The following is a 24,655-nucleotide window of genomic DNA, read 5'->3' on the forward strand; positions in this document are numbered from 1 at the left end:
TTCGTGGCCGCGCTTCGTCCGCCCGCCCGCACAAGGTAGGAAGGTTCGGTGACGACCCCCGCCGTGACGACCGACGTCGACCCGATCACCAATCACCCCGGCCCTGCCGCAGCCGGTGAGCCGGAGGTCCACCGTGATCCCGAATGGTTCAAGCGCGCGGTGTTCTACGAGGTGCTCGTCCGCGGCTTCGCCGACTCCAACGGCGACGGCACCGGAGACCTAAACGGCTTGCGCGACAGGCTCGACTACCTGAAGTGGCTCGGCGTCGACTGCCTCTGGCTGCCGCCGTTCTACTCCTCGCCGCTGCGCGACGGCGGCTACGACGTCAGCGACTTCACCGGCGTGCTGCCGGAGTTCGGCACGATCGAGGACTTCAAGGCGTTCCTCGACGCCGCCCACGAGCGTGGCATCCGGGTGATCGTCGACTTCGTCATGAACCACACCTCCGACCAGCACCCGTGGTTCCAGGCGAGCCGGTCGGACCCGGACGGCCCATACGGCGACTTCTACGTGTGGAACGACGACGACCGCCGCTACCCCGAGGCGCGGATCATCTTCGTCGACACCGAGCCGAGCAACTGGACCTTCGACCCCATCCGCAAGCAGTACTTCTGGCACCGCTTCTTCAGCCACCAGCCCGACCTAAACTTCGACTCGCCGGGCGTGCAGCAGGCGATCATCGAGGCGTTGCGGTTCTGGCTGGACCTCGGCATCGACGGCTTTCGGCTCGACGCCGTCCCGTACCTCTACGTACGGGACGGCACCAACGGGGAGAACCTGCCGGAGACGCACGAGTTCCTGAAGCGGGTGCGCAAGGAGGTCGACCGCGACTACCCCGACCGCGTGCTGCTCTGCGAGGCGAACCAGTGGCCGGCCGACGTCGTGGAGTACTTCGGCGACCCGTCCGTCGGCGGCGACGAGTGCCAGATGGCTTTTCACTTCCCGGTGATGCCGCGGATCTTCATGGCGGTTCGGCGCGAGTCGCGCTACCCGATCTCGGAGATCATGGAGCAGACGCCGCAGATCCCGTCCAGCTGCCAATGGGGGATCTTCCTGCGCAACCACGACGAGCTGACGCTCGAGATGGTCAGCGACGAGGAGCGCGACTACATGTGGGCGGAGTACGCCGCCGACCCGCGGATGAAGGCGAACATCGGCATTCGCCGCCGGCTCGCGCCGCTGCTCGAGAACGACATCAACCAGATCGAGCTGTTCACCGCGTTGCTGCTGTCGCTGCCCGGCTCGCCGGTCCTGTACTACGGCGACGAGATCGGCATGGGCGACAACATCTGGCTCGGCGACCGCGACGGCGTGCGCACGCCGATGCAGTGGACGCCGGATCGCAACGCCGGATTCTCCACCGCCGACCCCGGCCGGCTGTACCTGCCGGTGAACCTGGACTCGATCTACGGCTACCAGGTCACCAACGTCGAGTCGCAGACGCGCAACACGTCCTCGCTGCTGCACTGGACGCGGCGGATGATCCGCGTGCGCAAGGCCAATCCGGCGTTCGGCGTCGGCACGTTCACCGACATCGGCGGCAGCAACCCCTCGGTGCTGAGCTTCGTCCGCTCCTTCGGCGACGACATCGTGCTGTGCGTGAACAACCTCTCCCGCTTCCCGCAGGCCGTCGAGCTGGATCTGCGCCCGTGGATGGGCGCGCACCCGATCGAGTTGTTGGGCGGCAATCAGTTCCCCGGGATCGGCGAGCTGCCTTACCTGCTCACCTTGGCCGGGCACGGCTTCTACTGGCTGCGCATCCCGCGCGTCCCCTACCAGAGCGGCGAGCCGGCGGCCGACCATAGCGGCGGCAACACGGCGGAGAGCCAGTGAGCACCGTCGACGCCGACGCTCTACGACCGCTTGTCGAGGGCTGGCTGCCGACCCAGCGCTGGTTCGCCGGCAAGGGCCGCGACGCCCGGCTCGAGGTGGACCTGCTCGCCGACCTGCAGGAATCGCCGCTGGTGTCCGTCTGGCTCGCCCGGGTCCGCTACGCCGACGGCGACGTCGAGACCTACCAGTTGCCGCTGGTGTTCCTCGACCACCCGCAGGCCAGCCTCGAGCACGTGCAGCTCGGCACCGTCGAGGCTGACAGCAACGACGGCGGCGGCGATAGCGGCAGCACGCGGTGGGTGTACGACGCGCTGCACGACAAGGGGATCACCCCGCTCTGGCTCGCCGGGCTGCAAAGCCCGGAGGCTGAGCTGGACGGGCCGAGTGCGCCGGCGGCGCCGGCCGAGCCGCTGCGATTCCTCCGGTACGCCGAATCGCCAGACGACATCCCGGTGCACGAGCCGAGCCTGGTCCTCACCGGCGAGCAGTCGAACACCTCGATGGTCTTCGGCGACGTCGCGATCATGAAGGTCTTCCGGCGGCTGCAGCCCGGCGTCAATCCGGACATCGAGGTGCAGGGCGCGCTGTCCCGCCTGGGCGCCAAGCACGTGGCCCGGCTGCTCGGCGCGGTCGAGGCCGACGTCGACGGCGTGCAGACTTCGCTGGCAATGGTGCAGGAGTTCCTGCGCACGGCCACCGACGGCTGGGTGCTGGCGACGAACAGCGTCCGCGACCTGATGGCCGAGGCCGACCTGCACGCCGAAGAGGCCGGCGGCGACTTCGCCGGCGAGGCCGAGCGCCTTGGCGCCGCCGTCGCCGAGACGCACGCCGACCTCGCGCTCGCGTTCGGCAGCCGCGACGCCGCGGCCGACGAGCTGCGCGAGCGAGCCGACGGCATGCGCGATCGGCTGCGCCGGGCGCTGGAGATCGTCCCGCAGCTCGAGGGCGTCGCCGAGGGGCTCAACGACATCTACCACGCGGTCGGATCGCTCAGCGGGTCGGCCACCGTGCAGCGCATCCACGGCGACCTCCACCTCGGCCAGGTGCTGCGCACCGTCTCCCGATGGGTGCTGATCGACTTCGAAGGCGAGCCGATGGCCGAGATCGAGGCTCGGCGGGAGTTCGACTCGCCGCTGCGCGACATCGCGGGCATGCTCCGCTCCTTCGAGTACGCCGGGCATCACCGGGTGATCGACGTCGGCTTCGACACCCAGCTCGCGTACCGGGCGAACGAGTGGTCGGCCCGCAACCGCGACGCGTTCCTGTCCGGCTACAGCGCCGCCGCCGGGGCCGACCCGCGCGAGCACGACGTGCTGCTGCGCGCGTTCGAGGCGGACAAGGCCGTCTACGAGGCCGTCTACGAGGCACGCAACCGGCCGGCGTGGCTCGCCATCCCCCTCGCGTCCCTGACCCGACTTGCCCATGCCACTGACGGAGGAACGTCATGACGACAGCTTCGGTCGCCCGCGACGAGCTGGATCGGCTGGTCTCCGGGTCGCACCACAACCCGCACGGCGTGCTCGGCGCGCACCCGACCGGCGAGAAGACGACGATCGTCCGCACCCTGCGTCCGGAGGCGTCGTCGGTCACGGTGCTGTCCGGCGGCGCGCGCCAGGAGATGCGGCGCATTCACGACGGCGGCGTCTTCGAAATCGAAGTTCCGGGCGCGCCTGGCGACTACCGCCTCGAGGTCAGCTACGGCGGACACGTGTCGACCGTCGACGACCCGTACCGGTGGCTGCCGACGCTCGGCGAGGTCGACCTGCACCTGATCGGCGAGGGCCGGCACGAGAACCTCTGGGAGGTGCTGGGCGCGCACGTGCGCGCCTACGACACGCCCGGCGGCACGGTCAGCGGCACCTCGTTCGCGGTGTGGGCGCCGAGCGCGCAGGGCGTGCGGGTCGAAGGCGACTTCGACTACTGGTCGGGCCGCTCGCTGCCGATGCGCTCGCTCGGCTCGAGCGGCGTGTGGGAAATCTTCGTCCCCGAGGTCGGCGACGGCTGCAAGTACAAGTTCCAGATCCTCGGCGCCGACGGCGTTTGGCGGCACAAGGCCGACCCGATGGCCTTCGCCTGCGAGGCGCCGCCGGCGACAGCCTCGGTCGTGACGACGCCTCGGCACGAGTGGGCCGACGCCGACTGGCTCGCCCGCCGAGCGCAGACGCAGTGGCACAAGGCGCCGATGTCGATCTACGAGGTGCACCTCGGGTCGTGGCGGATGGGGCTGTCCTATCGCGAGCTCGCCGACGAGCTCGTCGGCTACCTGCAGGAGACGAAGTTCACCCACGTCGAGTTCCTGCCGGTGGCCGAGCACCCGTTCGGCGGCTCGTGGGGCTACCAGGTGTCGTCGTATTACGCGCCGTCGGCGCGCTTCGGCAGCCCGGACGAATTCCGCTACCTCGTGGACAGGCTGCACCAGGCAGGCATCGGGGTGATCGTCGACTGGGTCCCGGCGCACTTCCCCAAGGACGAGTTCGCGCTCGGCCGCTTCGACGGCACGCCGCTCTACGAGCACGGCGACCCGCGGCGCGGCGAGCAGCTGGACTGGGGCACCTACGTCTTCGACTTCGGCCGCAGCGAGGTGCGCAACTTCCTCGTCGCGAACGCGGTCTTCTGGCTCGAGGAATTCCACGTCGACGGGCTGCGGGTGGACGCCGTCGCGTCGATGCTGTACCTCGACTACTCCCGGCCCGAGGGCGGCTGGACGCCGAACATCCACGGCGGGCGGGAGAACCTCGAGGCCGTCGCGTTCTTGCAGGAGATGAACGCGACCGTCTACAAGCGCGTCCCCGGCGTCGTCACGATCGCCGAGGAGTCGACGTCGTGGCCGGGCGTCACCCGCTCGACGCACCTCGGCGGGCTCGGCTTCGGCTTCAAGTGGGACATGGGGTGGATGCACGACACCCTGAGCTACATCTCGCACCCGCCGGTCTACCGGCAGTACCACCACAACGAGCTGACGTTCTCGATGATGTACGCCTACACCGAGAACTTCGTCATGCCGCTGTCGCACGACGAGGTCGTGCACGGCAAGGCCTCGCTGCTGAACAAGATCCCGGGCGACCGGTGGCAGCAGTTCGCGACGCTGCGCTCGATGTACGCCTACATGTGGGCGCACCCGGGCAAGCAGCTGCTGTTCATGGGCCAGGAGTTCGCGCAGGGCGGCGAATGGGCGGAATCCCGCTCGCTGGACTGGTGGCTGCTCGACGACCCGGGGCACCGAGGCGTGGCGCGGCTGATCCGCGATCTGAACACCGTCTACGGCGACACTTCCGCGCTGTGGTCGCGCGACACCACCGAGGACGGCTTCCACTGGATCGACGCGAACGACGCGTCCGGCAACGTGTACTCGTTTCTGCGCTTCGGCGACGACGGGTCGGTGCTGGCGTGCGTCGCGAACTTCTCCGCCGTCCCGCACGAGGGCTACCGGCTCGGGCTGCCGTTCGCCGGTCGCTGGGAGGAGATCATCAACACCGACGCCGAGACGTACTTCGGCTCCGGCGTCGGCAATTTCGGCGGCGTCGAAGCTGTCGACGAGATGTGGCACGGCCAACCGGCGTCCGCCCGGCTTCGGGTGCCGCCGCTCGGCGCGCTGTGGCTGCGCTACGCCGGCGGGCCCTTGGGGCTCGGCGGCGGGAGCGCGACGACCCTCGCCTGATTGCTCAGAAGAGGGCGCGGGCCAGCGCGCGGCGGGCTGCGGGCACCCGCGGGTCGTCCGGGCCGAGCAGCTCGAAGAAGTCGAGGAGCCGCTGCCGCACCCGGTCGCGGTCGTCCCCGGACGCCCGGGCGACCGTCGTGACCAGCCGGTCCAACGCGCCGGCCACATCGTTGGCCGCGATCGACAGGTCGGCGGCGGCCAACTGGGCGTCGACATCGTCGGGTGCGTTGTCGGCCCGCGCGGCCGCGCCGCGGTCGATACTCTCCAGCCGCTGCAGCAGCCGGACCTGGCCGAGCGCCAGTTTCGCGTCCTCGTTTGCCGGCTCGCTGGCCAAGATCGTCTCGTAGCGCTGCTGGGCAAGGGGGTAGTCGCCGGCATCGAGCGCCTCTTCCGCCGCGACGAAGCGCGGGTCCTCCGGCGGCTGGACCGGCTCGGCCGTCGTGGACGCCTCGCCGCCCGTCTCAACCTGGTGGCCGTCGGCCGGCGCGGGGCCCGTCAGCCCCGCCTGGGCGGCCGCCTGCAGCACCGCGTCGACGAATTCGCGTACCTGCGCCTCCGGCAACGCGCCCTGGAAGCCCGGCACCACCTGGCCGCCGATCACCGCGAACACCGACGGGATGCTCTGCACCTGCAGGGCCTGCGAGATCCGCGGGTTGGCGTCCACATCGACCTTCGCGAGGATCCACGCGCCCGCGGCCGCGGTGGCCAGCTTTTCGAGCACCGGCGACAGCTGCTTGCAGGGCTGGCACCAGTCGGCCCACAGGTCGAGCAACACCGGCACCTGGAAGGACCGGTCGAGCACCTCGGCCTGGAAGCTCGCCTCCGTCACGTCGACCACGTAGTTGCCGGCGGCGGGGGCAGGCGCCTCGGCCGCCCGCTGCGCGGCCTCGGAGCGGGCCTTGACGGCCGCGAGGTCGACGGCGCCGGCCATCGCCACCGCGGTGGCCGGGTTCACTGGCGGTTGACGCTGGGCCTGACGTGGAGCACCGGGACGCATGGGCTCCAGTTTTCCACGCCGCCGGCAGCGCCCGCCGCGACGGCCGTCCCCAGACCCGCGGCCAGCTGACCGTGCTCATGACGCCCGCGCAGGGCCGCCGACCTGGTGCGAGCGCGTTGATCGACTCGACCAGGCAGAATCGGCGCAGTACTTGGCGGCTTCGAGGGCGACGACGGCGACGAGTCCGAGGAACTGTCCTACCGCTCGCCGGCCGCCGAGCGGCGGACGAAGGTCGTCGCGCTGTGGGCGCTCGGCATCGTCGTGGCGATCATCGTGGTCGTGATCGTCAGCGTGCAGTTCCTCGACACCGACAACAGCGCGGTCCGAGCGTCTGCCACACCGTCACCGTCCGGCGCCGCGGCGACGAACTCACCTGGCGGCGTCGCCATTGAGTGGCTCCGAGCGGTGCTGCGCGGCGACTCCGCCCGAACGGCCGCCTTGAGCTGCGACAGCGCCAACACCTTCATCCAGATCACGGGCGACCAGTCGGCCGTCACCGTCGCGAAAGTCCAACGGGCGGGCGACCGTTGGCGCGTGACGCTGCGCATTGGCTCGCACGAAACGGTTCCGCTGAACCTCGTCCGACAGGCCGGCCACTACGTGGTCTGCTGACGGGTCTGCTGAGTCGTCGACCCACCGTCGAGCGCCGCCTCGATCCGGGCCAGCTGCGCGGCCAGCCGCTCGACGTCGGCCTTGGTCGCGCCCTGCTCGCTCGACTTGAGGGTGAGCACTAGTTGCCCGCCTGGCTCCAACACGCCCGTCTCCACCTGGCCGACGTCATCGCCGTTCTGCTGGCGCACCGCGTGGTCGAGGGTCGCCGGCCGCAGGCCCACCCGGCGCATCGCCCGGTCGACGATCGCGCCGTGGTCGATGACCCGGGTCTCGACGCCGTCGAAGATCTTCGCGAACAACGGGCTGGCGAGCGACGCGCGGTTGAGCAGCGCGTTGACGGCGACGAGCGTCCCGGCGCCGATCGCTCCCCCGGTGACGCTGACGTCGTCGCCGATGATCGCGTTCTGCACCACGTTGGACAGCAAGATCATCACGACGACGTCGAGGTTGTTGAGCCCGGTAAGGCCGCGCTTGCCGGTGGCGCGGACCAGCACCGCGACGAGCGCGTAGACGAGGACGGTGCGCAGCACCTTTTCCGCCACCGGCCCCTGGATCACGAACATGTCGTGCCACATCGCGTGCTCCTCTACGTTGACGATCAGCTCTTGTGCCGTCGGCCGGGCCATACCGGACCCGGCAATCAGCACGAGGTCGGAAGGCGGCCGCCGATCTCAGGCTTGAGAGTCGGCGGCGAAGTCGGCGGCGGCCACGCGCACCGCGCGCAGCGTCTCGAACAGCCCGCGCAGCTCCTGCGCCGACAAGGCGGACATCCCGAATCGAGCGGCGTTCAAGTCGGCGGTGGCCTTCTCGGCGACGGCCCGGCCCTCGGCGGTGATCACCGCGAGCGTGCCCCGACCGTCGCGCGGGTTCGGCTCGCGGCGCACCAGCCCGGCCGCCTCGAGCCGGTCGATCACGTTCGTCACCGACGTCGCATGCACCTGCAGCCGCTCGCCGATCTTCGACAGCGGCAGCGCGCCGGCGCGGGAGTGGACCAGCAGGACAAGCGCCTCGTACCGGCTGAACGTGATGCCGTGCGGGCGCAGCATGGCGTCCAGCTGCGCGATCAGGATCTGGTGCGCCCGCATGATCGAGGTGACCGCCCGCATCGACGCGTACACGTCGGGTTCCTCGTCCGGCCAGCGCTCGGCCCACAGTTGCGCGGCGCGGTCGATCGGATCGAACCCGAGCGGCGGCGGCATAGCCGAAAGGCTAGTCAACGCCAGCCGCCGCCGGCGTCGACCGCGCCGTTCGGCGGTCTCCCGCAGGACGACGACGGCGTAGCGTGCCGTGGCATGACTGACGCTCTCGACCGCCTCGACCTGCTGGATCTGGACGACGACCTCGACGGCGACGACCGGCTGCTGCGCGACACTGTGCGCAAGTTCGCCGACGACCGGCTGCGTCCGCACATCCGCGAATGGTTCGAGAGCGGCACGCTGCCCGCACGCGACCTCGCCCGCGAGTTCGGCGACCTCGGGGTGCTGGGCATGCACCTCGAGGGTTACGGCTGTCAGGGCGCGAAAGCCTCGCAGTACGGCCTGGTCTGCGCCGAAGTCGAGGCCGTCGACTCGGGTTTGCGCTCGCTCGTCAGCGTGCAGGGCTCGCTCGCGATGTACGCCATCCACGCCTACGGCAGCGAGGAGCAGAAGCAGCGCTGGCTGCCCGGCATGGCCAAGGGCGAGCTGATCGGCTGCTTCGGCCTCACCGAGGCAGACTCCGGGTCCGACCCCGGGTCAATGCGCACCCGGGCGCGCCGGGCCGGCGCCGGACCAGACGCGGACTGGGTGCTGAACGGCTCGAAGATGTGGATCACCAATGGGTCGCTGGCCGACGTCGCCGTCGTGTGGGCGCGAACCGAAGACGACGGCGTGCGCGGGTTCCTCGTCGAGAACGGCATGCCTGGGTTCACCAGCCAGGACGTCCATCACAAGATCTCGCTGCGCGCGTCGGTGACCAGCGAGCTTGCCCTCGACGACGTCCGGGTGCCGGCGTCGTCGATGCTGCCCGAGGTGCGTGGTCTCAAGGGGCCGCTCGGCTGCCTGACCGAGGCGCGGTTCGGCATCGTGTGGGGCGTCACCGGCGCGGCGCGCGACGCGCTTGCGGCGGCGCTCGACTACGCAGGCACGCGCACGCAATTCGGCAAGCCGATCGCCGGATTCCAGCTGACGCAGAAGAAGCTCGCCGACCTGGCCGTGTCGCTGCAGCACACCCAGCTGACCGCGCGCCGCATCGGCGAGCTGAAGGACGCCGGCCGCGCCGAACCGCACCACATCAGCTTCGGCAAGTTCAGCAACGTCCACGCGGCGCTCGCGATCTGCCGTGAAGCGCGCTCCATCCTTGGCGGCAGCGGCATCACCACCGAATACCCGGTGCTGCGGCACGCGGTCAACCTGGAGACCGTCTACACCTATGAGGGCACCCACGAGGTGCACACGCTTGTGCTCGGCTCGCGGCTGACCGGCCTCGACGCGTTTCGCTGACCGGCAGCCGGGCACACCCGCCGTGGACTGGAACCTGCGCACCTGCGCCCGCAAGGGCCACGTCACGTATGCGCCGTCAGAAGCCGATTACCGCGACCGATTGCACGCCGACACCCCGCTCGGCGACGGGTGGCGGTGCCTGCGCTGCGGCGACTACGTGCTCGGCGAGCCGGCCGGCAACGGCGCGGCCGACGACGCCCCGGTGCTGTTGCGCGGCCGGGCCCTGCGCAGCGCGTTCATCCTGCGACTGCTGGCGCTCGAGCGGTGGACGCGCGGAGTGATCCTGATCCTGCTGGCGATCGCCGTGTTCCGGCTCAAGAGCGCCCAGGTGAGCCTGCAGGAGCTGTTCGCCCGCGACCTGCGCGCGCTCGGGCCGTTCTTCCGCCAGATCCACTTCAACGTGTCGGACTCCTCGACGATCCACTCGGTCCAGAACGTGCTGCACGCCAAACCGTCGACGCTCAACCTCGTCGGCATCGCCGTGCTGGCCTACGGACTGCTGCAGGTGCTCGAAGGAATCGGCCTGTGGTCGCTCAAGCGCTGGGGCGAGTACGTGGCGGTCGTCGGCACGACGCTGTTCATCCCGCTCGAGGTCTATGAACTCAGCGAGAAGGCCAGCTGGCTGAAGATCGCCGTGTTGGTGATCAACGTGGCCGCGGTGCTCTACCTGCTGCTGTCGAAACGGCTGTTCGGCCTGCGCGGCGGTCATCGCGCCTACGAGGAGACGCTGCACGAGGAGTCGCTGCTCGAGGTGCAGGCGTCGGCGGCGCCGGCCGAGCAACCCGCCAACTGACCGGCGACACGATGCCGCGAGGTGACGTTACTCATCGGTAAGTACTTGGCCCGTCGGCTTTGACGATCATCGGGGAAACTGGGCTCGTGCCGGACAACGATCTACTGCCGCTGCTGCGGGATCGACTGCGCGGCACCTACTCGCCGCTGCTGTCCGACGTGGACGCGACGCTGCTGTTCACGGCGGGCGGCATGGCGAACTGGACGGTGCGGATCGAGCAGGGCCGGGCTAGCGCGACCGGCGGCGGCCCGCCGCATCCGACGACCACGGTCCGGGCGTCGCTGCCCGTGTTGCGCCACGTGTTCTTGGGCGAGCGCTCCGGCGTCCAGGCGTTCCTGGACGGCGACCTGACGGTGCGCGGCAACCTGGCGCTGGCGCTGCAACTCGACGGCCTGTTCCCTGGCGACGCCGCCGACGTCACCCGCACCACCACCCGGCTCGTGCGCGCGGGCGGGATCGACACCTTCTATCTCGAGTCCGGGCCGGTGGACGCCCCGCCGGTGGTGCTCGTGCACGGGCTCAGCGCCACGAACGCGTCGATGCTGCCGTTGATCCCCGCGCTGTCGAAGGACTTCCACGTCCTCGCGCCCGATTTGCCCGGGCACGGCGGCACGCAGGCGACGAGCGCCCAGCACGCGGCGCGGTTCCTGGGCGACTGGCTGATCGCGTTCCTGCGCGAGACGTGCGACCAGCCTGCGGTGCTCGTCGGCAACAGCCTCGGCGGACGCACCTCGCTGGAGGCGGCGCTCAACTCGCCGTACGAGGTGCGCGGGCTTGTGCTGTTGTGCCCCGCCGTCGCCTTCCGCAAGCTGCGGCAGCTCGTGCCGTTCGTGCGGCTGGTGCCCGATGAGATCGCCGCTCTCCCCTTCCCCATACCTCGACGTATGGCGATGGGCGGTCTGCGCAACCTCTTCGCGCATCCGGACCGGCTGCCGGAGGCTTGGCTGGACGCGGCGATGGACGAGTTCATCCGGGTGTTCTCGATGCGCCCGAACCGGTTGGCCATCTTCTCCGCCCTGCGGCACATCTACCTGGACGAGCCGTTTGGCGAAAGCGGCTTCTGGGACCGGCTGCCCGCGTTGAAGCCGCCGTCGCTGTTCGTGTGGGGCGACGTCGACCGGCTCGTGCCCGCCGGCTTCGCGCGCTTTGTCGAGGAGGCGCTGCCGACGGCCGAGTCGATCGTGCTCGCGGACTGCGGCCACGTGCCGCAGTTCGAGTACCGCGAGAAGACCGCCCAGTTGACCCGCGACTTCATCACCGCGCTAACGGTGTGACGTCAGTGGTCACTTGCGGCGTCAGTGGTCGCGCAGAACCGACCACCCATCCGGTAAGTGACCACTGACGGACAGCTCAGGCCAGCGCGCCCACGACAACCGCAGCGACCGCGAGCAGGACGGCAGCGGCCATCGTCGCCCAATCCACCTTCCGCAGCCGCGACGGCCGGGCGAAGGTGCGGCCTGACCCGGCGCCGAAGCCGCGCGCGTCCATTGCCGCGGCCAACCGCACCGCGCGGCGGATCGCCGTCACCATCAGGGCGAAGAGCAGCCCGAAGCCCACGCCGACCGCGCGCAACGGGTTCGCGCCGGCCGCTAGCCCGCGCGCCCGCCGCGCCCGCCGCAGCGACACCCAGTCGGCCCCGAGCAGCGGCATCAGCCGGAACGCCGCCAGGGCGCCGTAGGCGAATCGCGCGGGCGCCCGCCACACCTGAACAAGCGCGTCGGCCAGGTCGACCGGCTCGGTGGTCAGCACGAGCACGATGCCGGGCAACGCCAGCGCCGCCACGCGCGCGGTGATCGGCAACACCACTGCGATGTCGCCGGACGCGAGGTAGTTCGCCGCCCAGATCCCGGCCAACGCGACCAGGAACGGCCACCCGTAGCGCACCAGCACCCCCGGCCACAGCCCGAGCGCGGGCAACGCGAGCAGCTGGCCGGCAAGCAGCACCAGCGCGACAACCGGGTCGCCGGTGATCAGCACCGGCAGCGAGAGCACGGCGAGCGCGACGATCTTGGTCACTGGGTTGAGGCGCGTGCCCCGGATGTCCATCACGCCGGACGTGAGCATCGCCGTCACGAACGGCTCACCACCCCAGCGCGCATGGTCAGCCGCCGATCGGCGAGCGCCGCGGCGAACTCGCGATCGTGGCTCACGACGAACAACGCCGCGCCGGCGTCGCGGGCGTCGGCGAGCATGCCGGCGAGTTCTGTCCAGGTCAGCGCGTCCTGGCCAAACGTCGGCTCGTCCAGCACGAGCAGCGCCGGCGCGGTGACGAGCGCGGTCGCCACCGACAGCCGCCGTTTCTGCCCGCCCGACAGGGTGAACGGGTTTGCCGCCGCCAGCCGGCTCAGCCGCAGCCGCTCGAGCAGCTCATCCACGCGGGCGACCGTGCGCGCCGTCGGCCAGCGGAGCCGCCGCGGCGCGACCTCCAATTCGGCTCGCACGGTGCCGCGCACGAACTGGTGCTCCGGGTTCTGGAACACCGTCCCGACGTGTTTGGCCAGCGCGCGCGCCGGCCAGCGGTGCAGCGGCCGCTCGCCTCCGGGGGCCCGCACCACGCCCGTCGACGGGCGGGCCAGCCCCGCCACCAGCGTCGCCAGGGTGGACTTGCCCGACCCGCTCGGCCCCTGCACCGCGGTGAGCTCGCCGGCCCGCAGCGCGAGGTCGGTCGGAGCGAGCGCCGGCTCGGTCGCGCCGCGATGGCGATACCCGGCGCCGTCGGCGACGACAACGACCTCGCCCGGCTCGTGTCGCGCGGCTCGACGGGCCGCGACCTTGCCCGGGACCCACACCCCGGCCGCGGTGAGCTCGGCCGCGCGGCTCGCGAACACGTCGGCTGGCTTGCCGTCGGCCAGCAGCGCGCCGTCGACGCCGAGCACGACGACCCGGTCGACCTGCTCGGCCCACAGCTCGACCCGGTGCTCGACGACGACCAGCGTCGCGCCGGCCGCCGCCACCGCGTGCGAGACGGCGGCGACGAGCGCGACAGCGGAATCCGGGTCGAGATTCGCCGTCGGCTCGTCCAAGAGCAGCAACCCCGGCTGAACGGCGAGCACCCCCGCCAGCGCCAAGCGTTGCTTCTCGCCACCGGACAGCGCGCCGGTCAACCGGCTCCGGCCGTAGGGAAAGCCCACGAGCTCGAGCGCCTCGTCGACGAGGCGCCAGATGCGATCGGGCGCGACAGCGTGGTTCTCCGGCCCGAACGCGACGTCGTCGCCTACCCGGTTCATCACCAGCTGGGTGTCCGGGTCCTGCAGCAGCAGGCCGGCCCGCCCCCGCGCCTCATGAGCCGCCACGCCGTCCAGCGTCAGCGACCCGGCGCGCTCGCCGCTGTCCGCGCCGAGCAGACCGGCCATACCCGAGAGCACGGTCGATTTGCCAGACCCGGACGCGCCGAGCAGCAGCAGCCGCTCCCCCGCGCCCACGTCCAGGTCGAGGTCGCGCACCGCCCAGGCGCGCCGGCCGGCGTGCCGCCAGCCCCACCCCCGGGCGCGGACCGCGACCCCGCGCTCACGGACTCCGGGCCCGCGGGCGCTCACACCAGCCGCTGGCCGCGCCCGGACGCGAACGGCGCGAGCACCCCGGTGACGGCGAGCGCGCGGACCAGCAGCCAGGACAGTCCGCCGGCGATCACCAATCCGCTCAGCGCCACGATCGCCAGATAGCCGACCTGCCAGCCGCCGGAGAAGCCGGGGTAATACCGGTAGACCCACAGGTCGAGCACGGCCGCCATCGCGCCGGCCGCAAGGCCGCTCAGCAACGCGACGGGCAGCGTCCAGCGGCGGTACCGGGCCAACGCGAACACCAGCTCGGCGGCCAGGCCCTCCAGCAGGCCGTAGACGATGATCGACGCGCCGCTCCAGGTCACCGCGACCAGCGCGGAGAACAGCCCGGCGAGGAACTCGGTGAACAGCGCCGCGCCGGGCTTGCGGACGATCAGCGCGCCGAGAACCCCGGCCATCACCCACACGCCGTAGAACATCGCCTTGGCCGGCACGGCGACGCCGGCGAGCGTGTTCCAGAGGTTGTCCCAGGCCCAGAAGACGACCCCGAACACGACGGCGACGGCGGCCGCGACGACGATGTCGACGGTGCGCCAGCGGGCGTCGCCGGTAGGCCGACCGGTGAATCCGGTGGTGGCGGCAGAGCTTGCCATGATGATCCTGCTTTCCGTTCGACGGGTGACGAACGGGGCCACCGGCGTCTCGGCGTCGCCCATGTGGGACGACGTGCGGATGCCGATGCGAGCAACCGACTCCCTGCGCTGGCATGACCCAGATCAGGTTCGAGGGTCTGCGGCCGTGGCCGCACTCTCAGCGCGAGGTGCGCTCCCCTGTCGTATTCAGTTGTGCGTGCGTGCTCACCCTAGCCCGGCGCGACCAACAGCGCGGCCTACAGCGCGGCGACGAGCTCGTCGGCGGCCGTGTACGGGTCCGTCTCTCCGGCGACCACCCGGCCCGCCGCGTCGTCCAGCGCCGCCGAGCCATGCACCGAGGTGAAACGCAGCTTGACGGTGCCGAGGGTGATCGCCTCGATCTCAGCTGCCGCGCGCGCCTGCCGCCGCCGGTCGAGCTCGCCGTGCTCGGCCAGCCAGCCGCGGTGCTTCTCGATGGCGGCGAGCACGTCGTCGACGCCTTCACCGCGTGCCGCCACGGTCTTCACGATCGGCGGTCGCCATGCGCCGGCGGCCGAGTGCCGCCCCCCGAGCGACTGCATGTGGCGCAGCTCGCGCACGACCTGGTCCGCGCCGTCGCGGTCGGCCTTGTTCACGACGAAGACGTCGGCGATCTCGATGATGCCGGCCTTCGCGGCTTGGATGCCGTCGCCGAAGCCGGGCGCGACGACGAGCACCGTGGTGTCGGCCAGCGAGGCGATCTCGACCTCGGCCTGCCCGACGCCGACGGTCTCGACCAGCACCACGTCGCAGCCCGCCGCGTCGAGCACGCGCAGCGCCTGCGGCACGGCGGCTGACAGCCCGCCGAGCTGCCCGCGCGAGGCCATCGAGCGGATGAACACGCCGTCGTCGGTGGCGTGGTCCTGCATGCGCACCCGGTCGCCGAGCAGCGCGCCGCCGGAGAACGGCGAGGAGGGGTCGACCGCCAGCACGCCGACCCGCTTGCCCGCCGCGCGCAGAGCCGCGACGAGCGCGTTGGTCGACGTCGACTTGCCGACGCCGGGCGAGCCGGTCAGCCCGACCACCTGCGCCGCGCCGTCAACGCGCTCACGATGCGCGCCGCCACCGCCCCGTGCGAGCAACGCGGCGACCTCGCGCAGGACCGGCGAGTCGTTCTCCACGAGCGAGATCAGCCGGGCGACGGCCCGCGGCTGGCCGTCGCGCGCGCGCTCGACCAACCCCGCCAAGTCGTCCTCGCTTCGTCGGCTTCCCGCCCGACGACGCGCGGACAACTCCGAATCAGGCAAGGCGAGTTCGGGCAGGTCGCCGGTCAGGCGGATTTGGCGACGTGCAGGATCAGCGCGTCGCCCTGGCCGCCGCCGCCGCACAGCGCGGCCGCTCCGGTCCCGCCGCCGCGCCGCTTGAGCTCGAGCGCGAGGCTGAGCGCGAGGCGGGCGCCGGACATCCCGATCGGGTGGCCGAGCGCGATCGCGCCGCCGTTCACGTTGACGATCTCCTCGCTGACGCCAAGCTCCTTCGTCGACTGCAGGCCGACGGCGGCGAATGCCTCGTTAATCTCGACGAGGTCGAGGTCCTCGACGGTCAACTGCTCCTTGCGCAGCGCGTCCTTGATCGCGTTGGCGGGCTGCGACTGCAGCGAGTTGTCCGGGCCGGCGACGTTGCCGTGCGCGCCGATCTCGGCGAGCCAGGACAGCCCGAGCTCCTGCGCTTTGGCCTTGCTCATCACGACCACCGCGGCGGCGCCGTCGGAGATCTGCGAGGCCGACCCGGCGGTGATCGTGCCGTCCTTGCGGAACGCCGGGCGCAGTTTGGCGAGCGACTCGACGGTCGTGTCGGCGCGGATGCCCTCGTCGTCGCGGAACTCGATCGGGTCTCCCTTGCGCTGCGGGATCAGGACGGGGGCGATCTCCTCGTCGAACACGCCGTTCTTGGCGGCGATCGCGGCGCGCTGGTGCGAGCGCGCGGAGAACTCGTCCTGGTCCTCGCGGGAGAGGTCCAGCGTCTTGTTGAAGTTGTCCGTCGACTCACCCATCGGGATGTGGTCGAAGATGTCGGTGAGGCCGTCGAAGGCCATCGCGTCGACCATCTCGACGGCGCCGTATTTGAACCCGCTGCGCGACTTCGGCAGCAGGTGCGGCGCCTGGGTCATCGACTCCTGCCCGCCCGCGACGATGATGTCGAACTCGCCGGCGCGGATGAGCTGGTCGGCGAGCGCGATCGCGTCCAGGCCGGACAGGCAGACCTTGTTGATCGTCAGCGCGGGCACGGTCAGCGGAATGCCGGCCTTGTGCGCGGCCTGGCGGGCGGGGATCTGGCCGGCGCCGGCCTGCAGCACCTGTCCCATGATCACGTACTGGACCTGGTCCGGCGAAACGCCGGAGCGCTCGAGCGCGGCCTTGATCGCGACGCCGCCGAGATCCGCGCCGGAGAAGTCCTTCAGCGAGCCGAGCAGGCGGCCCATCGGGGTCCGCGCTCCGTGGACGATGACCGATCCAGCCATGGGCAAGAGCCTCCTCGAAGTGCCCGCGGATAGCGCGCTGAGCACGGGTATGCCAGGGTTTCGCGCCATCGGGCGATCAACCCACTCTATCCCGGCCACTTCGCCGCGCCGATTGTGAAGCAGGGCACGAGAGCGCCGCGTCGATTGGCCCGTAAGCGGTTGAGGTTGCCACGATCGGCAGATGAGCAGCCTGTTTGCCAAGATCGACCACGTCGGCATCGCGGTGCCCGACCTCGACGACGCGATCGCCTTCTACGCCGAGACGTTCGGGATCGTGAGCGTGCACGAGGAGGTCAACGCGGAGCAGGGCGTCCGCGAGGCCATGCTCGCCGTCGGAGACGGCGCCACCCGCATCCAGCTGCTCGCCCCGCTCACCCCGGAGTCGACGATCGCGAAGTTCCTCGACCGCAGCGGCCCGGGCGTGCAGCAGGTCGCCTACACCGTCGACGACATCGACAAGGTCTCGGCCACGCTGCGCGAGCGCGGCATGCGGCTGCTCTACGACGAGCCGCGCCGCGGCACCGCCAATAGCCGGGTGAACTTCATCCACCCGAAGGACGCCCGCGGCGTGCTGGTCGAGCTCGTCGAGCCCGCGGCGGGCGCGCACTGACTCGGCACACCTCTGGTTACCGTCCGGTAACATATCCCGACCTCCTGCTGGCGAAAGGCAACCTCCCCGTGGACGACATCCGCAACGCGATCCTCAGCGACGATCTCGCCGCCGTGGCCGACCTTCCGGTGCCCGACAGCTACGAGGGCATGGTCGTGCGGGCCGACGAGGTGGAGATGTTCGCCGGGCTCACCACCAAGGAGAAGGACCCGCGCAAGAGCCTGCACCTGCAGGAGGTCCCGACCCCCGAACTCGGGCCGGGCGAGGCGATCGTCGCGGTCATGGCCAGCGCGATCAACTACAACACCGTCTGGACGTCGATCTTCGAGCCGGTCTCGACGTTTTCCTTCCTCACGCGCTACGGACGCTCGTCGGACCTGGCGAAGAAGCACGACCAGCCGTACCACGTCGTCGGCTCCGACCTCGCCGGCGTCGTGCTGCGCACCGGGCCGGGCGTCACGAAATGGCAGGCGGGCGACGAGGTCGTGGCGCACTGCCTGTCCGTCGAGCTGGAGGATCCGCAGGGTCACGACGACACGATGATGGACCCGCAGCAGCGCATCTGGGGGTTCGAGACGAACTTCGGCGGCCTCGCCCAGCTGGCGCTGGTGAAGTCCAACCAGCTGATGCCCAAGCCCGGCCACCTCACCTGGGAGGAGGCCGCCGCGCCGGGGCTGGTGAACTCGACCGCCTACCGGCAGCTGGTCTCGCACCACGGTGCGGCGATGAAGCAGGGCGACACGGTGCTGGTGTGGGGCGCGTCCGGCGGCCTGGGCGGGTACGCCACCCAGTACGCGCTGAACGGCGGCGCGACGCCGATCTGCGTCGTCTCCTCGCCCGAAAAGGCCGAGATCTGCCGTGCCATGGGCGCCGAGCTCATCATCGACCGAAGCGCGGAGGCCTACGAGTTCTGGAAGGACGGCGTTCAGCAGCCGTCGGAATGGAAGCGGTTCGGCGCCAAGATCCGCGAGCTCACCGGCGGCGACGACATCGACATCGTCTTCGAGCACCCTGGCCGCGACACCTTCGGCGCGTCGGTCTTCGTCACCCGTCGCGGCGGCATCATCACGACCTGCGCCTCGACGACCGGCTACATGCACGAGTACGACAACCGCTACCTCTGGATGCCGCTCAAGCGGATCGTCGGCTCGCATTTCGCGAACTACCGCGAGTCGTGGGAGGCGAACCGGCTGATCGCGAAGGGCGCGATCCACCCGACGCTGTCGAAGGCGTATCCGCTGGCCGAGACCGGGCAAGCGACCTACGACGTGCACCGCAACCTGCATCAGGGCAAGGTCGGCGTGCTGTGCCTGGCGCCTGAGGAGGGCCTGGGCGTGCGTGATCACGAGCTGCGCGAGCGGCACCTCGAGGCGATCAACCGGTTCCGCAACCGCTGAGGGCGCGGGCGAGGTGATGGAATCCCCCGCCCGGTAGTGACACCATGGCGGCATGAGCGATCCAAGCTCGGACCTCCTGCCTATGTACGATTCCAGCCGCGGCTTCGACTCCGCGCTGCGCGGCTACGACCGCGAGCAAGTGGATCGCGAGATCAGCCGGCTCGACGACGACGTGCGGGTCACCGCCGCCGAGCGCGATCAGGCTGCCGCCCGCAACGCCGACCTCGCCGCCCAGCTGGGCAGCGCGCAGGCCAAGCTCGAGTCGCTGCGCCGGCAGCTGCGCGCGGCGTCGGAGGCCGTGACCGTCGACAACGTCGACGACCACGTCACCCAGCGGCTGAAGAGCGCCGCCGAGGACGTCGCCAAGCTGCGCCAGGAGGCCGAGCAACAGGCCGAGCAGCTGCGCACCGCCGCGTCGGACAGCGCCGCGCGCACCCGCTCCGCCGCGCAGGCCGACGCGGACCGGATCGTCGGCGAGGCGACCGCGCGCAAGGCGGAGGCCGACGAGATGTTCCGCGTCCGGATCGCGGAGGCAGATGCGCACAAGGCGGCGGTCGAGGCCGGGCTGGCCGAGTCCATCGCCCGCACCCGGGCCGAGGAGGATCGGTTGTCCGCCGACGCCGAGGCCGAGCGCGAGCGACTCAACGCCGCCGCGCTCGCCGAGCGGCAACGGCTCGACGCCGAGGCGCTGGCCGAGCGCGAGCGGCTGGAGGCGGAATCACGCCGCGCGCGCGAGCTGCAGACCGAGGACTTCGAGATCACCCAGCGCATCCGGCGCAGCGCCGCGAACCGCGAGCAGGCGGAGCAGAAGGCGGCCGCCGACGCGCTGGCCGCGAAGACCGTCGCGGACGCCCGCGCGCAGGCCCGTCAGCTGATCGCCGACGCGGTCCGCGAGGTCCGCAGGCTGCACTCCCTGCGCGACGACACGCATGCGCGGCTGTCCGGTCTGCAGGATCACCTGGGCGCGGGTTTGCAGGAATCGCTGGCCGCCACACCGGACGAGCCGGACCTGCCGCCGACGGACTCGCTCGCGACTCTCCGCGACCCGGACGTCTGACCGATCCGGACGTCTGATCGCGAGCTATTTGAGCCAAATCCGACTCCAGCTCGACCTCAGGTGTAGTCGCGGAAGCCCTTGCCGGTCTTGCGGCCGAGCCGGCCCGCCGTCACCAGATGCTCCAGCAGCGGCGCCGGCGCGAAGCCGGGCTCGCGGAACTCCTGGAACAGCTCGCGCTCGATGGCCAGCGACACGTCGTTGCCGACGACGTCCAGCAGCTCGAACGGCCCCATCGGGTAGCCGCAGCCGACCTTCATCGCTGAGTCGATGTCGTCGGCCGAGGCGTAGTGCGCTTCCAGCATCTTGATCGCGTCGTTCAGGTACGGGAACAGCAGCGCGTTGACGATGAACCCGGCGCGGTCGCCGCAGCGCACCGCGTGCTTGCCGAGCGTGCCGGTCACGGCGAGCACGGTGGCCTCCACGTCAGCCGAGGTGGACACCGTCGTCACCACCTCGACCAGCCTCATCACCGCGGCCGGATTGAAGAAGTGCATGCCGATGACGTCGGCAGGGCGGGACGTCGCCGCAGCGCACTCGATCACCGGCAGCGAGGACGTCGTGGTGGCGAGCACCGTCCCCTGCGCGCAGATGTCGTCGAGGTTGGCGAATAGCGTCTGCTTGACCGTCAGGTCTTCGACGACGGCCTCGACGACGAGCTGCACGCCGGCCAGGTCGTCCAGCGACGTCGACGGGATGATCTTGCCGAGCGCCGCGTCGCGGGCCGCCTCGGTGAGCTTGCCGCGGCCCACCGCCTTGTCCAGCGAGCGGGTGACCGCCTTGACCACCTTGTCGGTCTTCTCCGCCGACCGGGCGACGAAGGTGACCTCGTAACCGGCCTTCGCGAACACCTCGATGATGCCGGTGGCCATCGTCCCCGAGCCCACGACGCCGACCTGGGACACCACGCGCGCGCCCTGCGCCGCGGCGCCCGCAGCCGGGGTGAGCGCGTCCGGGACGACGGCGGAGGAGCCGGGCGCGTCGTAGGTGTAGAAGCCGCGGCCGGACTTCCGGCCGAGCAGGCCGGCGGTCATCATCTGCTTGAACAGCGGCTGCGGCGCGTGCAGCCGGTCGCGCGACTGCGCGTACATCGTCACCAGGATCTCGTAGGCGGTGTCGATGCCGATCAGGTCGAGCAGCGCCAACGGGCCCATCGGCAGCCCGCAGCCCAGCTTCATCGCCGCGTCGATGTCCTCGCGGGTGGCGTAGCGGGTCTCGTAGAGGGACACGGCGTGGTTGAGATAGCCGAACAGCAGCGCGTTGGCGATGAAGCCGGCGCGGTCGCCGATGGTGACGTCGACCTTGCCGAGCCGCTGGGCGAACGCCTCGACGTCGTCGATCACCTCCTGCTCGGTGACCACCGTGCGCACGATCTCGACGAGCTTCATCACCGGCGCCGGGTTGAAGAAGTGCAGGCCGACGACCTTGCCGGGACGCCCGGTCGACACGGCGATCTCGGTCACCGACAGCGAGGAGGTGTTGCTGGCGAGCACGGTGTCGGGCTTGCAGAGGGTGTCCAGCTCGGTGAAGATCGCCCGCTTGAGCTCGAGGTGCTCAGGCACCGCCTCGATCACCAGGTCCGCCTCGGCGAGCGCGCCCAGGTCGCTGACCCAGGTGATCCGGCCGAGCAGGTCCTGCTGGTCCTCGGCGGCGAGCTTGCCGCGTTCGACCGCGCGCCCGGTCGAGTGCTCCAGCGTCGCCCGGCCGTGCTCGACGCTGGCGGGGTCCTTATCCACGGCGACGACCGTGAGCCCGTTGCGCGCGAAGACTTCGACGATCCCGGCGCCCATCGTGCCGAGCCCGACCACGCCGACTTGCTGGAATTCGCGCGCCATACCCGTCCTCTCGTGCGTTTTGTTGCCGCCCGACCCTAACGCGGGACGCCGATGCGGCTGAGGTGCCCTGCCTTGGCGCCTCAGCTGGCTGCGTTTTGGCGTCGAAACGCGGCCACCTCGGGCACCAAGGCAGGGCGACGGGTCAGCCGCTGAGGCGGGCGATGGCCTCCTGCAGCAGCGGGCTGCGGGTCGACGCGGCCTGCGCCCAGCCCTCGAAGTCAAGCGTGGCGTCGAAGCCGGCCGTCTCGGCCAGCCCGACCGCCCGCTTGATGTCCTGCGCGAGCGGCGGGTCGATCGCAGCCCAGCGCGCGGCCCGCTCGAGCGCGGCGGCCAACGGATCCTCGGCGATCTGCAGGACGAGCCCGAGGCGCAGCGCCTCGTCGGCGTCGAGCACGTCGCCGTCGAGCACGATGGACAGCGCGCGTTGCCGGCCCAGCGCCTGGGTCAGGAACCAGGTGCAGCCGCCGCCCGGGTGAATCCCGAGCTTGGTGAAGGTGACGCCGAACTTGGCCCGCGCCCCGGCAATTCGGACGTCGCAGCTCATTGCCAGATTGACGCCCGCGCCGACTGCAGCGCCGTGCACCGCGGCGATCGTCGGGATCGGCAGGCGGCGGACACGCAGGAAGCTGTCGTAGATCGCCAGCAGTCCGGCCCGGATCTCGACGACGTCGCGATCGGCGCCGCCGAAGACCGCGGGCAGGTCGGCGCCGGCGCTGAACGCCGAGCCTGCGCCGGCGACGACGAGCACCCGGGCGCCTGGATCGGCGGCGACCTGGTCGACGGCGGCGCCGAGCGCCTCCTGCAGCGACGGCGACATCGCGTTGCGCTTGTCGGGGTCGTTGAGGGTCAGCACCCGAACACCGTCGGCAGGTCCGTCCGTCAGCAACACGAGAGACATGCCGTGCACTGTCCCAGAGGGGGCGGGCGGCGCAGCGGGGGCCCTCTGCCGACAGTGGTCACTTTCGCGGTGAGTGGTCGCGGATTTCCGCCCACTGACGGGTCCAAGTGACCACTGATGACTAGAACAGACGGTCTTCGACGTTGTCGATGCCGCGCAGGACGTCGTAGTCGAGCACCAGGCACTCGATGCCGCGATCGAGCGCGAGCGTGCGGGCCTGCGGCTTGATCTCCTGAGCGGCGAAGACCCCGCGCACCGGCGCGAGCAGCGGATCGCGGTTGAGCAGGTCGAGATAACGCGTCAGCTGCTCGACGCCGTCGATCTCGCCGCGGCGCTTGATCTCCACGGCCACCGACATGCCGCCAGGGTCGCGCACGAGCAGGTCGACCGGGCCGATCGGCGTGGGGTACTCGCGCCGCACGAGCCGGTAGCCCGCGCCGAGAGTGTGGACGTGCTCGGCGAGCAACTTCTGCAGGTGCGCCTCGACGCCGTCCTTGACCAACCCCGGGTCGACGCCGAGGTCGTGCGCCGAGTCGTGGTCGACGGACTCGAGGGTGATGATCAGCTGTTCGCCGGCCTTGTTCGTGACCGTCCAGGCGCCGTCGCCCTCGACCAGCGAGCACGGCGGGCTCATCCAGTTCAGCGGCTTGTACGACCCGCCGTCGGAGTGGACGAGCACCGAGCCGTCGGCCTTGACCAGCAACAGCCGGGTGGCGAGCGGCAGGTGAGCGGTCAGCCGGCCGACGTAGTCGACGCTGCAGCGGGCGATCACCAGGCGCACAGGAGGCAGGCTAGCGGCGGCGTGAGTGCCGCGGCCGGCTCGGGTAGGCCGATCGGCGAGCAGACTTGGCCCCGCTGCGGCTCGACACGCCGAGCGCGCCGCACGCGCCGCCGCAGCGGGGCCAACCCACGCCGAGAAGGAGTTCAGCTCACGTGACCACATCCCACGTCCCAGGCATCACGCTCAACGACGGCCGGACGATCCCGCAGTTCGGCTTCGGCGTCTTTCAGATCGAGCCGAAGGACACCGTGAAGGCCACCCTCGCCGCGTTCGAGGCCGGCTACCGGCACATCGACACCGCGGAGATGTACGGCAACGAGAAGGAGGTCGGCGAGGCCGTTCGGCAATCCGGTTTGCCGCGCGACGAGGTGTGGGTGACCTCAAAGCTGAACAACAACGCCCACCGGCCGGACGACGCCCGGCGCTTCTTCGACCGGACGCTGAGCGAGCTCGGCTTGGACTACGTCGACCTGTTCCTCATCCACTGGCCGCTGCCCACCCGCTACGACGGCGACTTCGTCTCGACCTGGAAGACGCTCGAGGAGTTCCAGCACGACGGGCGCGCCAAGTCGATCGGCGTCTCGAACTTCCAAACCAACCATCTCAACCGGCTGCGCGACGAAGCCGACATCACCCCGGCGGTCAACCAGGTGGAGGTGCACCCGTACCTCGCGCAGAACGAGTTGCGGCGTTATTGCGTCGAGCACCAGATCGCCGTCGAGGCGTGGTCGCCGATCGCGCAGGGCAAGGTGCTCGACGACCCGACGATCATCGAGATCGCCCAGCGCGTCGGCAAGTCGCCTGCGCAGGTGGTGCTGCGCTGGCACATCGAGCGCGGGGACATCGTGTTTCCGAAGTCGGTGAACCCGGAGCGGATCACGGAGAACATCGACATCTTCGACTTCGAACTCTCCGGCGAGGACGTCCAGGCCATCACCGGGCTGGATCGCCACGAGCGCACCGGACCGGACCCGGACACGTTCGACATGATCCCCGACTGACGAGGCCCTTCGGAGCGGCTTTACGGCCCCCTCCGTCATGCCCAGCGGTCGCCATGGCGGCCGCAGAGCATGAC

General features: G+C 70.8%; 23 protein-coding genes and 1 riboswitch. Of the genes, 11 read left to right on the plus strand and 12 right to left on the minus strand.

Translation table 11 applies throughout. The features are described 5' to 3' along the window. The first annotated feature begins 84 nt into the window (after positions 1-84). From treS to glgB, 3 genes are read left to right on the plus strand one after another with little or no spacing between them, the layout of a single operon-like run. Positions 85-1,833 carry a maltose alpha-D-glucosyltransferase gene (gene treS, locus ACFFBG_RS13615; protein WP_375479712.1) on the plus strand — a complete coding sequence of 583 codons (1,749 nt, stop codon included), beginning with the start codon at positions 85-87 and terminating at the stop codon, positions 1,831-1,833. Continuing rightward, the gene (locus tag ACFFBG_RS13620) at positions 1,830-3,281 is read left to right on the plus strand and encodes a hypothetical protein (RefSeq protein WP_375479553.1); all 1,452 of its coding nucleotides are present in this window, start codon (positions 1,830-1,832) and stop codon (positions 3,279-3,281) included. Before treS ends, ACFFBG_RS13620 begins: the two co-directional genes overlap by 4 nt. After that, positions 3,278-5,491, plus strand: coding sequence for a 1,4-alpha-glucan branching protein GlgB (glgB, locus tag ACFFBG_RS13625; RefSeq protein ID WP_375479555.1), 2,214 nt, complete (start codon positions 3,278-3,280; stop codon positions 5,489-5,491). Before ACFFBG_RS13620 ends, glgB begins: the two co-directional genes overlap by 4 nt. Positions 5,492-5,495: 4 nt before the next feature. On the opposite strand, the gene ACFFBG_RS13630 is transcribed toward glgB, so the two are convergent. Further along, positions 5,496-6,422 carry a tetratricopeptide repeat protein gene (locus ACFFBG_RS13630; protein ID WP_375479714.1) on the minus strand — a complete coding sequence of 309 codons (927 nt, stop codon included), beginning with the start codon at positions 6,420-6,422 and terminating at the stop codon, positions 5,496-5,498. Positions 6,423-6,685: 263 nt separating this feature from the next. Beyond that, on the minus strand, positions 6,686-6,826 hold the full coding sequence (locus ACFFBG_RS13635; protein ID WP_375479557.1) for a hypothetical protein: 141 nt from the start codon (positions 6,824-6,826) through the stop codon (positions 6,686-6,688). Positions 6,827-6,893: 67 nt separating this feature from the next. On the opposite strand from ACFFBG_RS13635, the gene ACFFBG_RS13640 reads away from it, so the two are divergent. Beyond that, positions 6,894-7,100 (plus strand): hypothetical protein, encoded by a 207-nt coding sequence (locus ACFFBG_RS13640; RefSeq protein WP_375479559.1) that lies wholly within the window; start codon positions 6,894-6,896, stop codon positions 7,098-7,100. Here ACFFBG_RS13640 and ACFFBG_RS13645 read toward each other — a convergent pair. Next, positions 7,085-7,726 (minus strand): DUF421 domain-containing protein, encoded by a 642-nt coding sequence (locus ACFFBG_RS13645; RefSeq protein ID WP_375479561.1) that lies wholly within the window; start codon positions 7,724-7,726, stop codon positions 7,085-7,087. The two genes, ACFFBG_RS13640 and ACFFBG_RS13645, sit on opposite strands and share 16 nt — an antisense overlap. Positions 7,727-7,771: 45 nt before the next feature. Further along, a complete protein-coding gene (locus ACFFBG_RS13650) occupies positions 7,772-8,299 on the minus strand; it encodes a MarR family winged helix-turn-helix transcriptional regulator (RefSeq protein WP_375479563.1) in 528 nt (175 codons plus the stop codon). A gap of 93 nt (positions 8,300-8,392) precedes the next feature. On the opposite strand from ACFFBG_RS13650, the gene ACFFBG_RS13655 reads away from it, so the two are divergent. From ACFFBG_RS13655 to ACFFBG_RS13665, 3 genes are all read left to right on the plus strand, one after another. Beyond that, positions 8,393-9,580, plus strand: coding sequence for an acyl-CoA dehydrogenase family protein (locus ACFFBG_RS13655; RefSeq protein ID WP_375479565.1), 1,188 nt, complete (start codon positions 8,393-8,395; stop codon positions 9,578-9,580). 22 nt (positions 9,581-9,602) lie between these two features. Continuing rightward, complete coding sequence (locus tag ACFFBG_RS13660) at positions 9,603-10,373, plus strand: DUF2127 domain-containing protein (RefSeq protein ID WP_375479567.1); 771 nt, start codon at positions 9,603-9,605, stop codon at positions 10,371-10,373. Between the two features lie 86 nt (positions 10,374-10,459). Continuing rightward, positions 10,460-11,647, plus strand: a complete 1,188-nt coding sequence (locus ACFFBG_RS13665) for an alpha/beta fold hydrolase (RefSeq protein WP_375479569.1) — start codon at positions 10,460-10,462, stop codon at positions 11,645-11,647. Between the two features lie 76 nt (positions 11,648-11,723). On the opposite strand, the gene ACFFBG_RS13670 is transcribed toward ACFFBG_RS13665, so the two are convergent. The 5 genes from ACFFBG_RS13670 to ACFFBG_RS13690 form a co-directional block, all read right to left on the minus strand. Beyond that, positions 11,724-12,437 (minus strand): energy-coupling factor transporter transmembrane component T family protein, encoded by a 714-nt coding sequence (locus ACFFBG_RS13670; RefSeq protein ID WP_375479716.1) that lies wholly within the window; start codon positions 12,435-12,437, stop codon positions 11,724-11,726. A gap of 5 nt (positions 12,438-12,442) precedes the next feature. Beyond that, positions 12,443-13,909, minus strand: a complete 1,467-nt coding sequence (locus tag ACFFBG_RS13675; protein WP_375479571.1) for an ABC transporter ATP-binding protein — start codon at positions 13,907-13,909, stop codon at positions 12,443-12,445. Then, entirely contained in the window at positions 13,906-14,526 is a 621-nt protein-coding gene (locus ACFFBG_RS13680) for an ECF transporter S component (RefSeq protein WP_375479572.1), read from the minus strand. The genes ACFFBG_RS13675 and ACFFBG_RS13680 overlap by 4 nt, the downstream gene beginning before the upstream one ends. Positions 14,527-14,609: 83 nt before the next feature. Further along, positions 14,610-14,715, minus strand: a riboswitch (TPP riboswitch). A 47-nt stretch (positions 14,716-14,762) separates the two neighbouring features. Further along, positions 14,763-15,731, minus strand: coding sequence for a methylmalonyl Co-A mutase-associated GTPase MeaB (gene meaB, locus ACFFBG_RS13685; RefSeq protein WP_375479574.1), 969 nt, complete (start codon positions 15,729-15,731; stop codon positions 14,763-14,765). Between the two features lie 83 nt (positions 15,732-15,814). After that, a complete protein-coding gene (locus ACFFBG_RS13690) occupies positions 15,815-17,005 on the minus strand; it encodes an acetyl-CoA C-acetyltransferase (protein WP_375479576.1) in 1,191 nt (396 codons plus the stop codon). 181 nt (positions 17,006-17,186) lie between these two features. Between ACFFBG_RS13690 and mce the strand changes: the two genes are divergently transcribed. The 3 genes from mce to ACFFBG_RS13705 all read left to right on the plus strand — a co-directional run bounded on the left by mce (position 17,187) and on the right by ACFFBG_RS13705 (position 20,069). Further along, the gene (gene mce / locus ACFFBG_RS13695; protein WP_375479578.1) at positions 17,187-17,615 is read left to right on the plus strand and encodes a methylmalonyl-CoA epimerase; all 429 of its coding nucleotides are present in this window, start codon (positions 17,187-17,189) and stop codon (positions 17,613-17,615) included. Between the two features lie 68 nt (positions 17,616-17,683). Then, on the plus strand, positions 17,684-19,012 hold the full coding sequence (gene ccrA / locus ACFFBG_RS13700) for a crotonyl-CoA carboxylase/reductase (protein WP_375479580.1): 1,329 nt from the start codon (positions 17,684-17,686) through the stop codon (positions 19,010-19,012). Between the two features lie 52 nt (positions 19,013-19,064). Then, positions 19,065-20,069 carry a hypothetical protein gene (locus ACFFBG_RS13705; RefSeq protein ID WP_375479582.1) on the plus strand — a complete coding sequence of 335 codons (1,005 nt, stop codon included), beginning with the start codon at positions 19,065-19,067 and terminating at the stop codon, positions 20,067-20,069. A 56-nt stretch (positions 20,070-20,125) separates the two neighbouring features. On the opposite strand, the gene ACFFBG_RS13710 is transcribed toward ACFFBG_RS13705, so the two are convergent. The 3 genes from ACFFBG_RS13710 to nucS form a co-directional block, all read right to left on the minus strand. Next, complete coding sequence (locus ACFFBG_RS13710) at positions 20,126-21,901, minus strand: 3-hydroxyacyl-CoA dehydrogenase family protein (RefSeq protein ID WP_375479584.1); 1,776 nt, start codon at positions 21,899-21,901, stop codon at positions 20,126-20,128. Positions 21,902-22,043: 142 nt separating this feature from the next. Further along, positions 22,044-22,799, minus strand: coding sequence for an enoyl-CoA hydratase (locus ACFFBG_RS13715; protein WP_375479586.1), 756 nt, complete (start codon positions 22,797-22,799; stop codon positions 22,044-22,046). A 121-nt stretch (positions 22,800-22,920) separates the two neighbouring features. Further along, positions 22,921-23,580: an endonuclease NucS gene (nucS, locus tag ACFFBG_RS13720; RefSeq protein WP_375479588.1), complete on the minus strand. Its 660-nt coding sequence runs from the start codon at positions 23,578-23,580 to the stop codon at positions 22,921-22,923. 152 nt (positions 23,581-23,732) lie between these two features. Between nucS and ACFFBG_RS13725 the strand changes: the two genes are divergently transcribed. Continuing rightward, positions 23,733-24,581: an aldo/keto reductase gene (locus ACFFBG_RS13725; RefSeq protein ID WP_375479590.1), complete on the plus strand. Its 849-nt coding sequence runs from the start codon at positions 23,733-23,735 to the stop codon at positions 24,579-24,581. Positions 24,582-24,655: the final 74 nt, after the last annotated feature.

Origin of the sequence: uncultured Jatrophihabitans sp. (genome assembly GCF_964251945.1) — a bacterium.
Lineage (GTDB): Bacteria > Actinomycetota > Actinomycetes > Mycobacteriales > Jatrophihabitantaceae > Jatrophihabitans.

Coding starts and splice junctions, on each gene's coding strand:
- ACFFBG_RS13670 (WP_375479716.1), bottom strand. CDS start 12,437: ATGCTCACGTCCGGCGTGATGGACATCCGGGGCACGCGCCTCAACCCA.
- mce (WP_375479578.1), top strand. CDS start 17,187: ATGAGCAGCCTGTTTGCCAAGATCGACCACGTCGGCATCGCGGTGCCC.
- ACFFBG_RS13690 (WP_375479576.1), bottom strand. CDS start 17,005: ATGGCTGGATCGGTCATCGTCCACGGAGCGCGGACCCCGATGGGCCGC.
- glgB (WP_375479555.1), top strand. CDS start 3,278: ATGACGACAGCTTCGGTCGCCCGCGACGAGCTGGATCGGCTGGTCTCC.
- ACFFBG_RS13715 (WP_375479586.1), bottom strand. CDS start 22,799: ATGTCTCTCGTGTTGCTGACGGACGGACCTGCCGACGGTGTTCGGGTG.
- ACFFBG_RS13630 (WP_375479714.1), bottom strand. CDS start 6,422: ATGGCCGGCGCCGTCGACCTCGCGGCCGTCAAGGCCCGCTCCGAGGCC.
- ACFFBG_RS13680 (WP_375479572.1), bottom strand. CDS start 14,526: ATGGCAAGCTCTGCCGCCACCACCGGATTCACCGGTCGGCCTACCGGC.
- ACFFBG_RS13645 (WP_375479561.1), bottom strand. CDS start 7,726: ATGGCCCGGCCGACGGCACAAGAGCTGATCGTCAACGTAGAGGAGCAC.
- ACFFBG_RS13705 (WP_375479582.1), top strand. CDS start 19,065: ATGAGCGATCCAAGCTCGGACCTCCTGCCTATGTACGATTCCAGCCGC.
- ACFFBG_RS13655 (WP_375479565.1), top strand. CDS start 8,393: ATGACTGACGCTCTCGACCGCCTCGACCTGCTGGATCTGGACGACGAC.
- ACFFBG_RS13710 (WP_375479584.1), bottom strand. CDS start 21,901: ATGGCGCGCGAATTCCAGCAAGTCGGCGTGGTCGGGCTCGGCACGATG.
- ACFFBG_RS13650 (WP_375479563.1), bottom strand. CDS start 8,299: ATGCCGCCGCCGCTCGGGTTCGATCCGATCGACCGCGCCGCGCAACTG.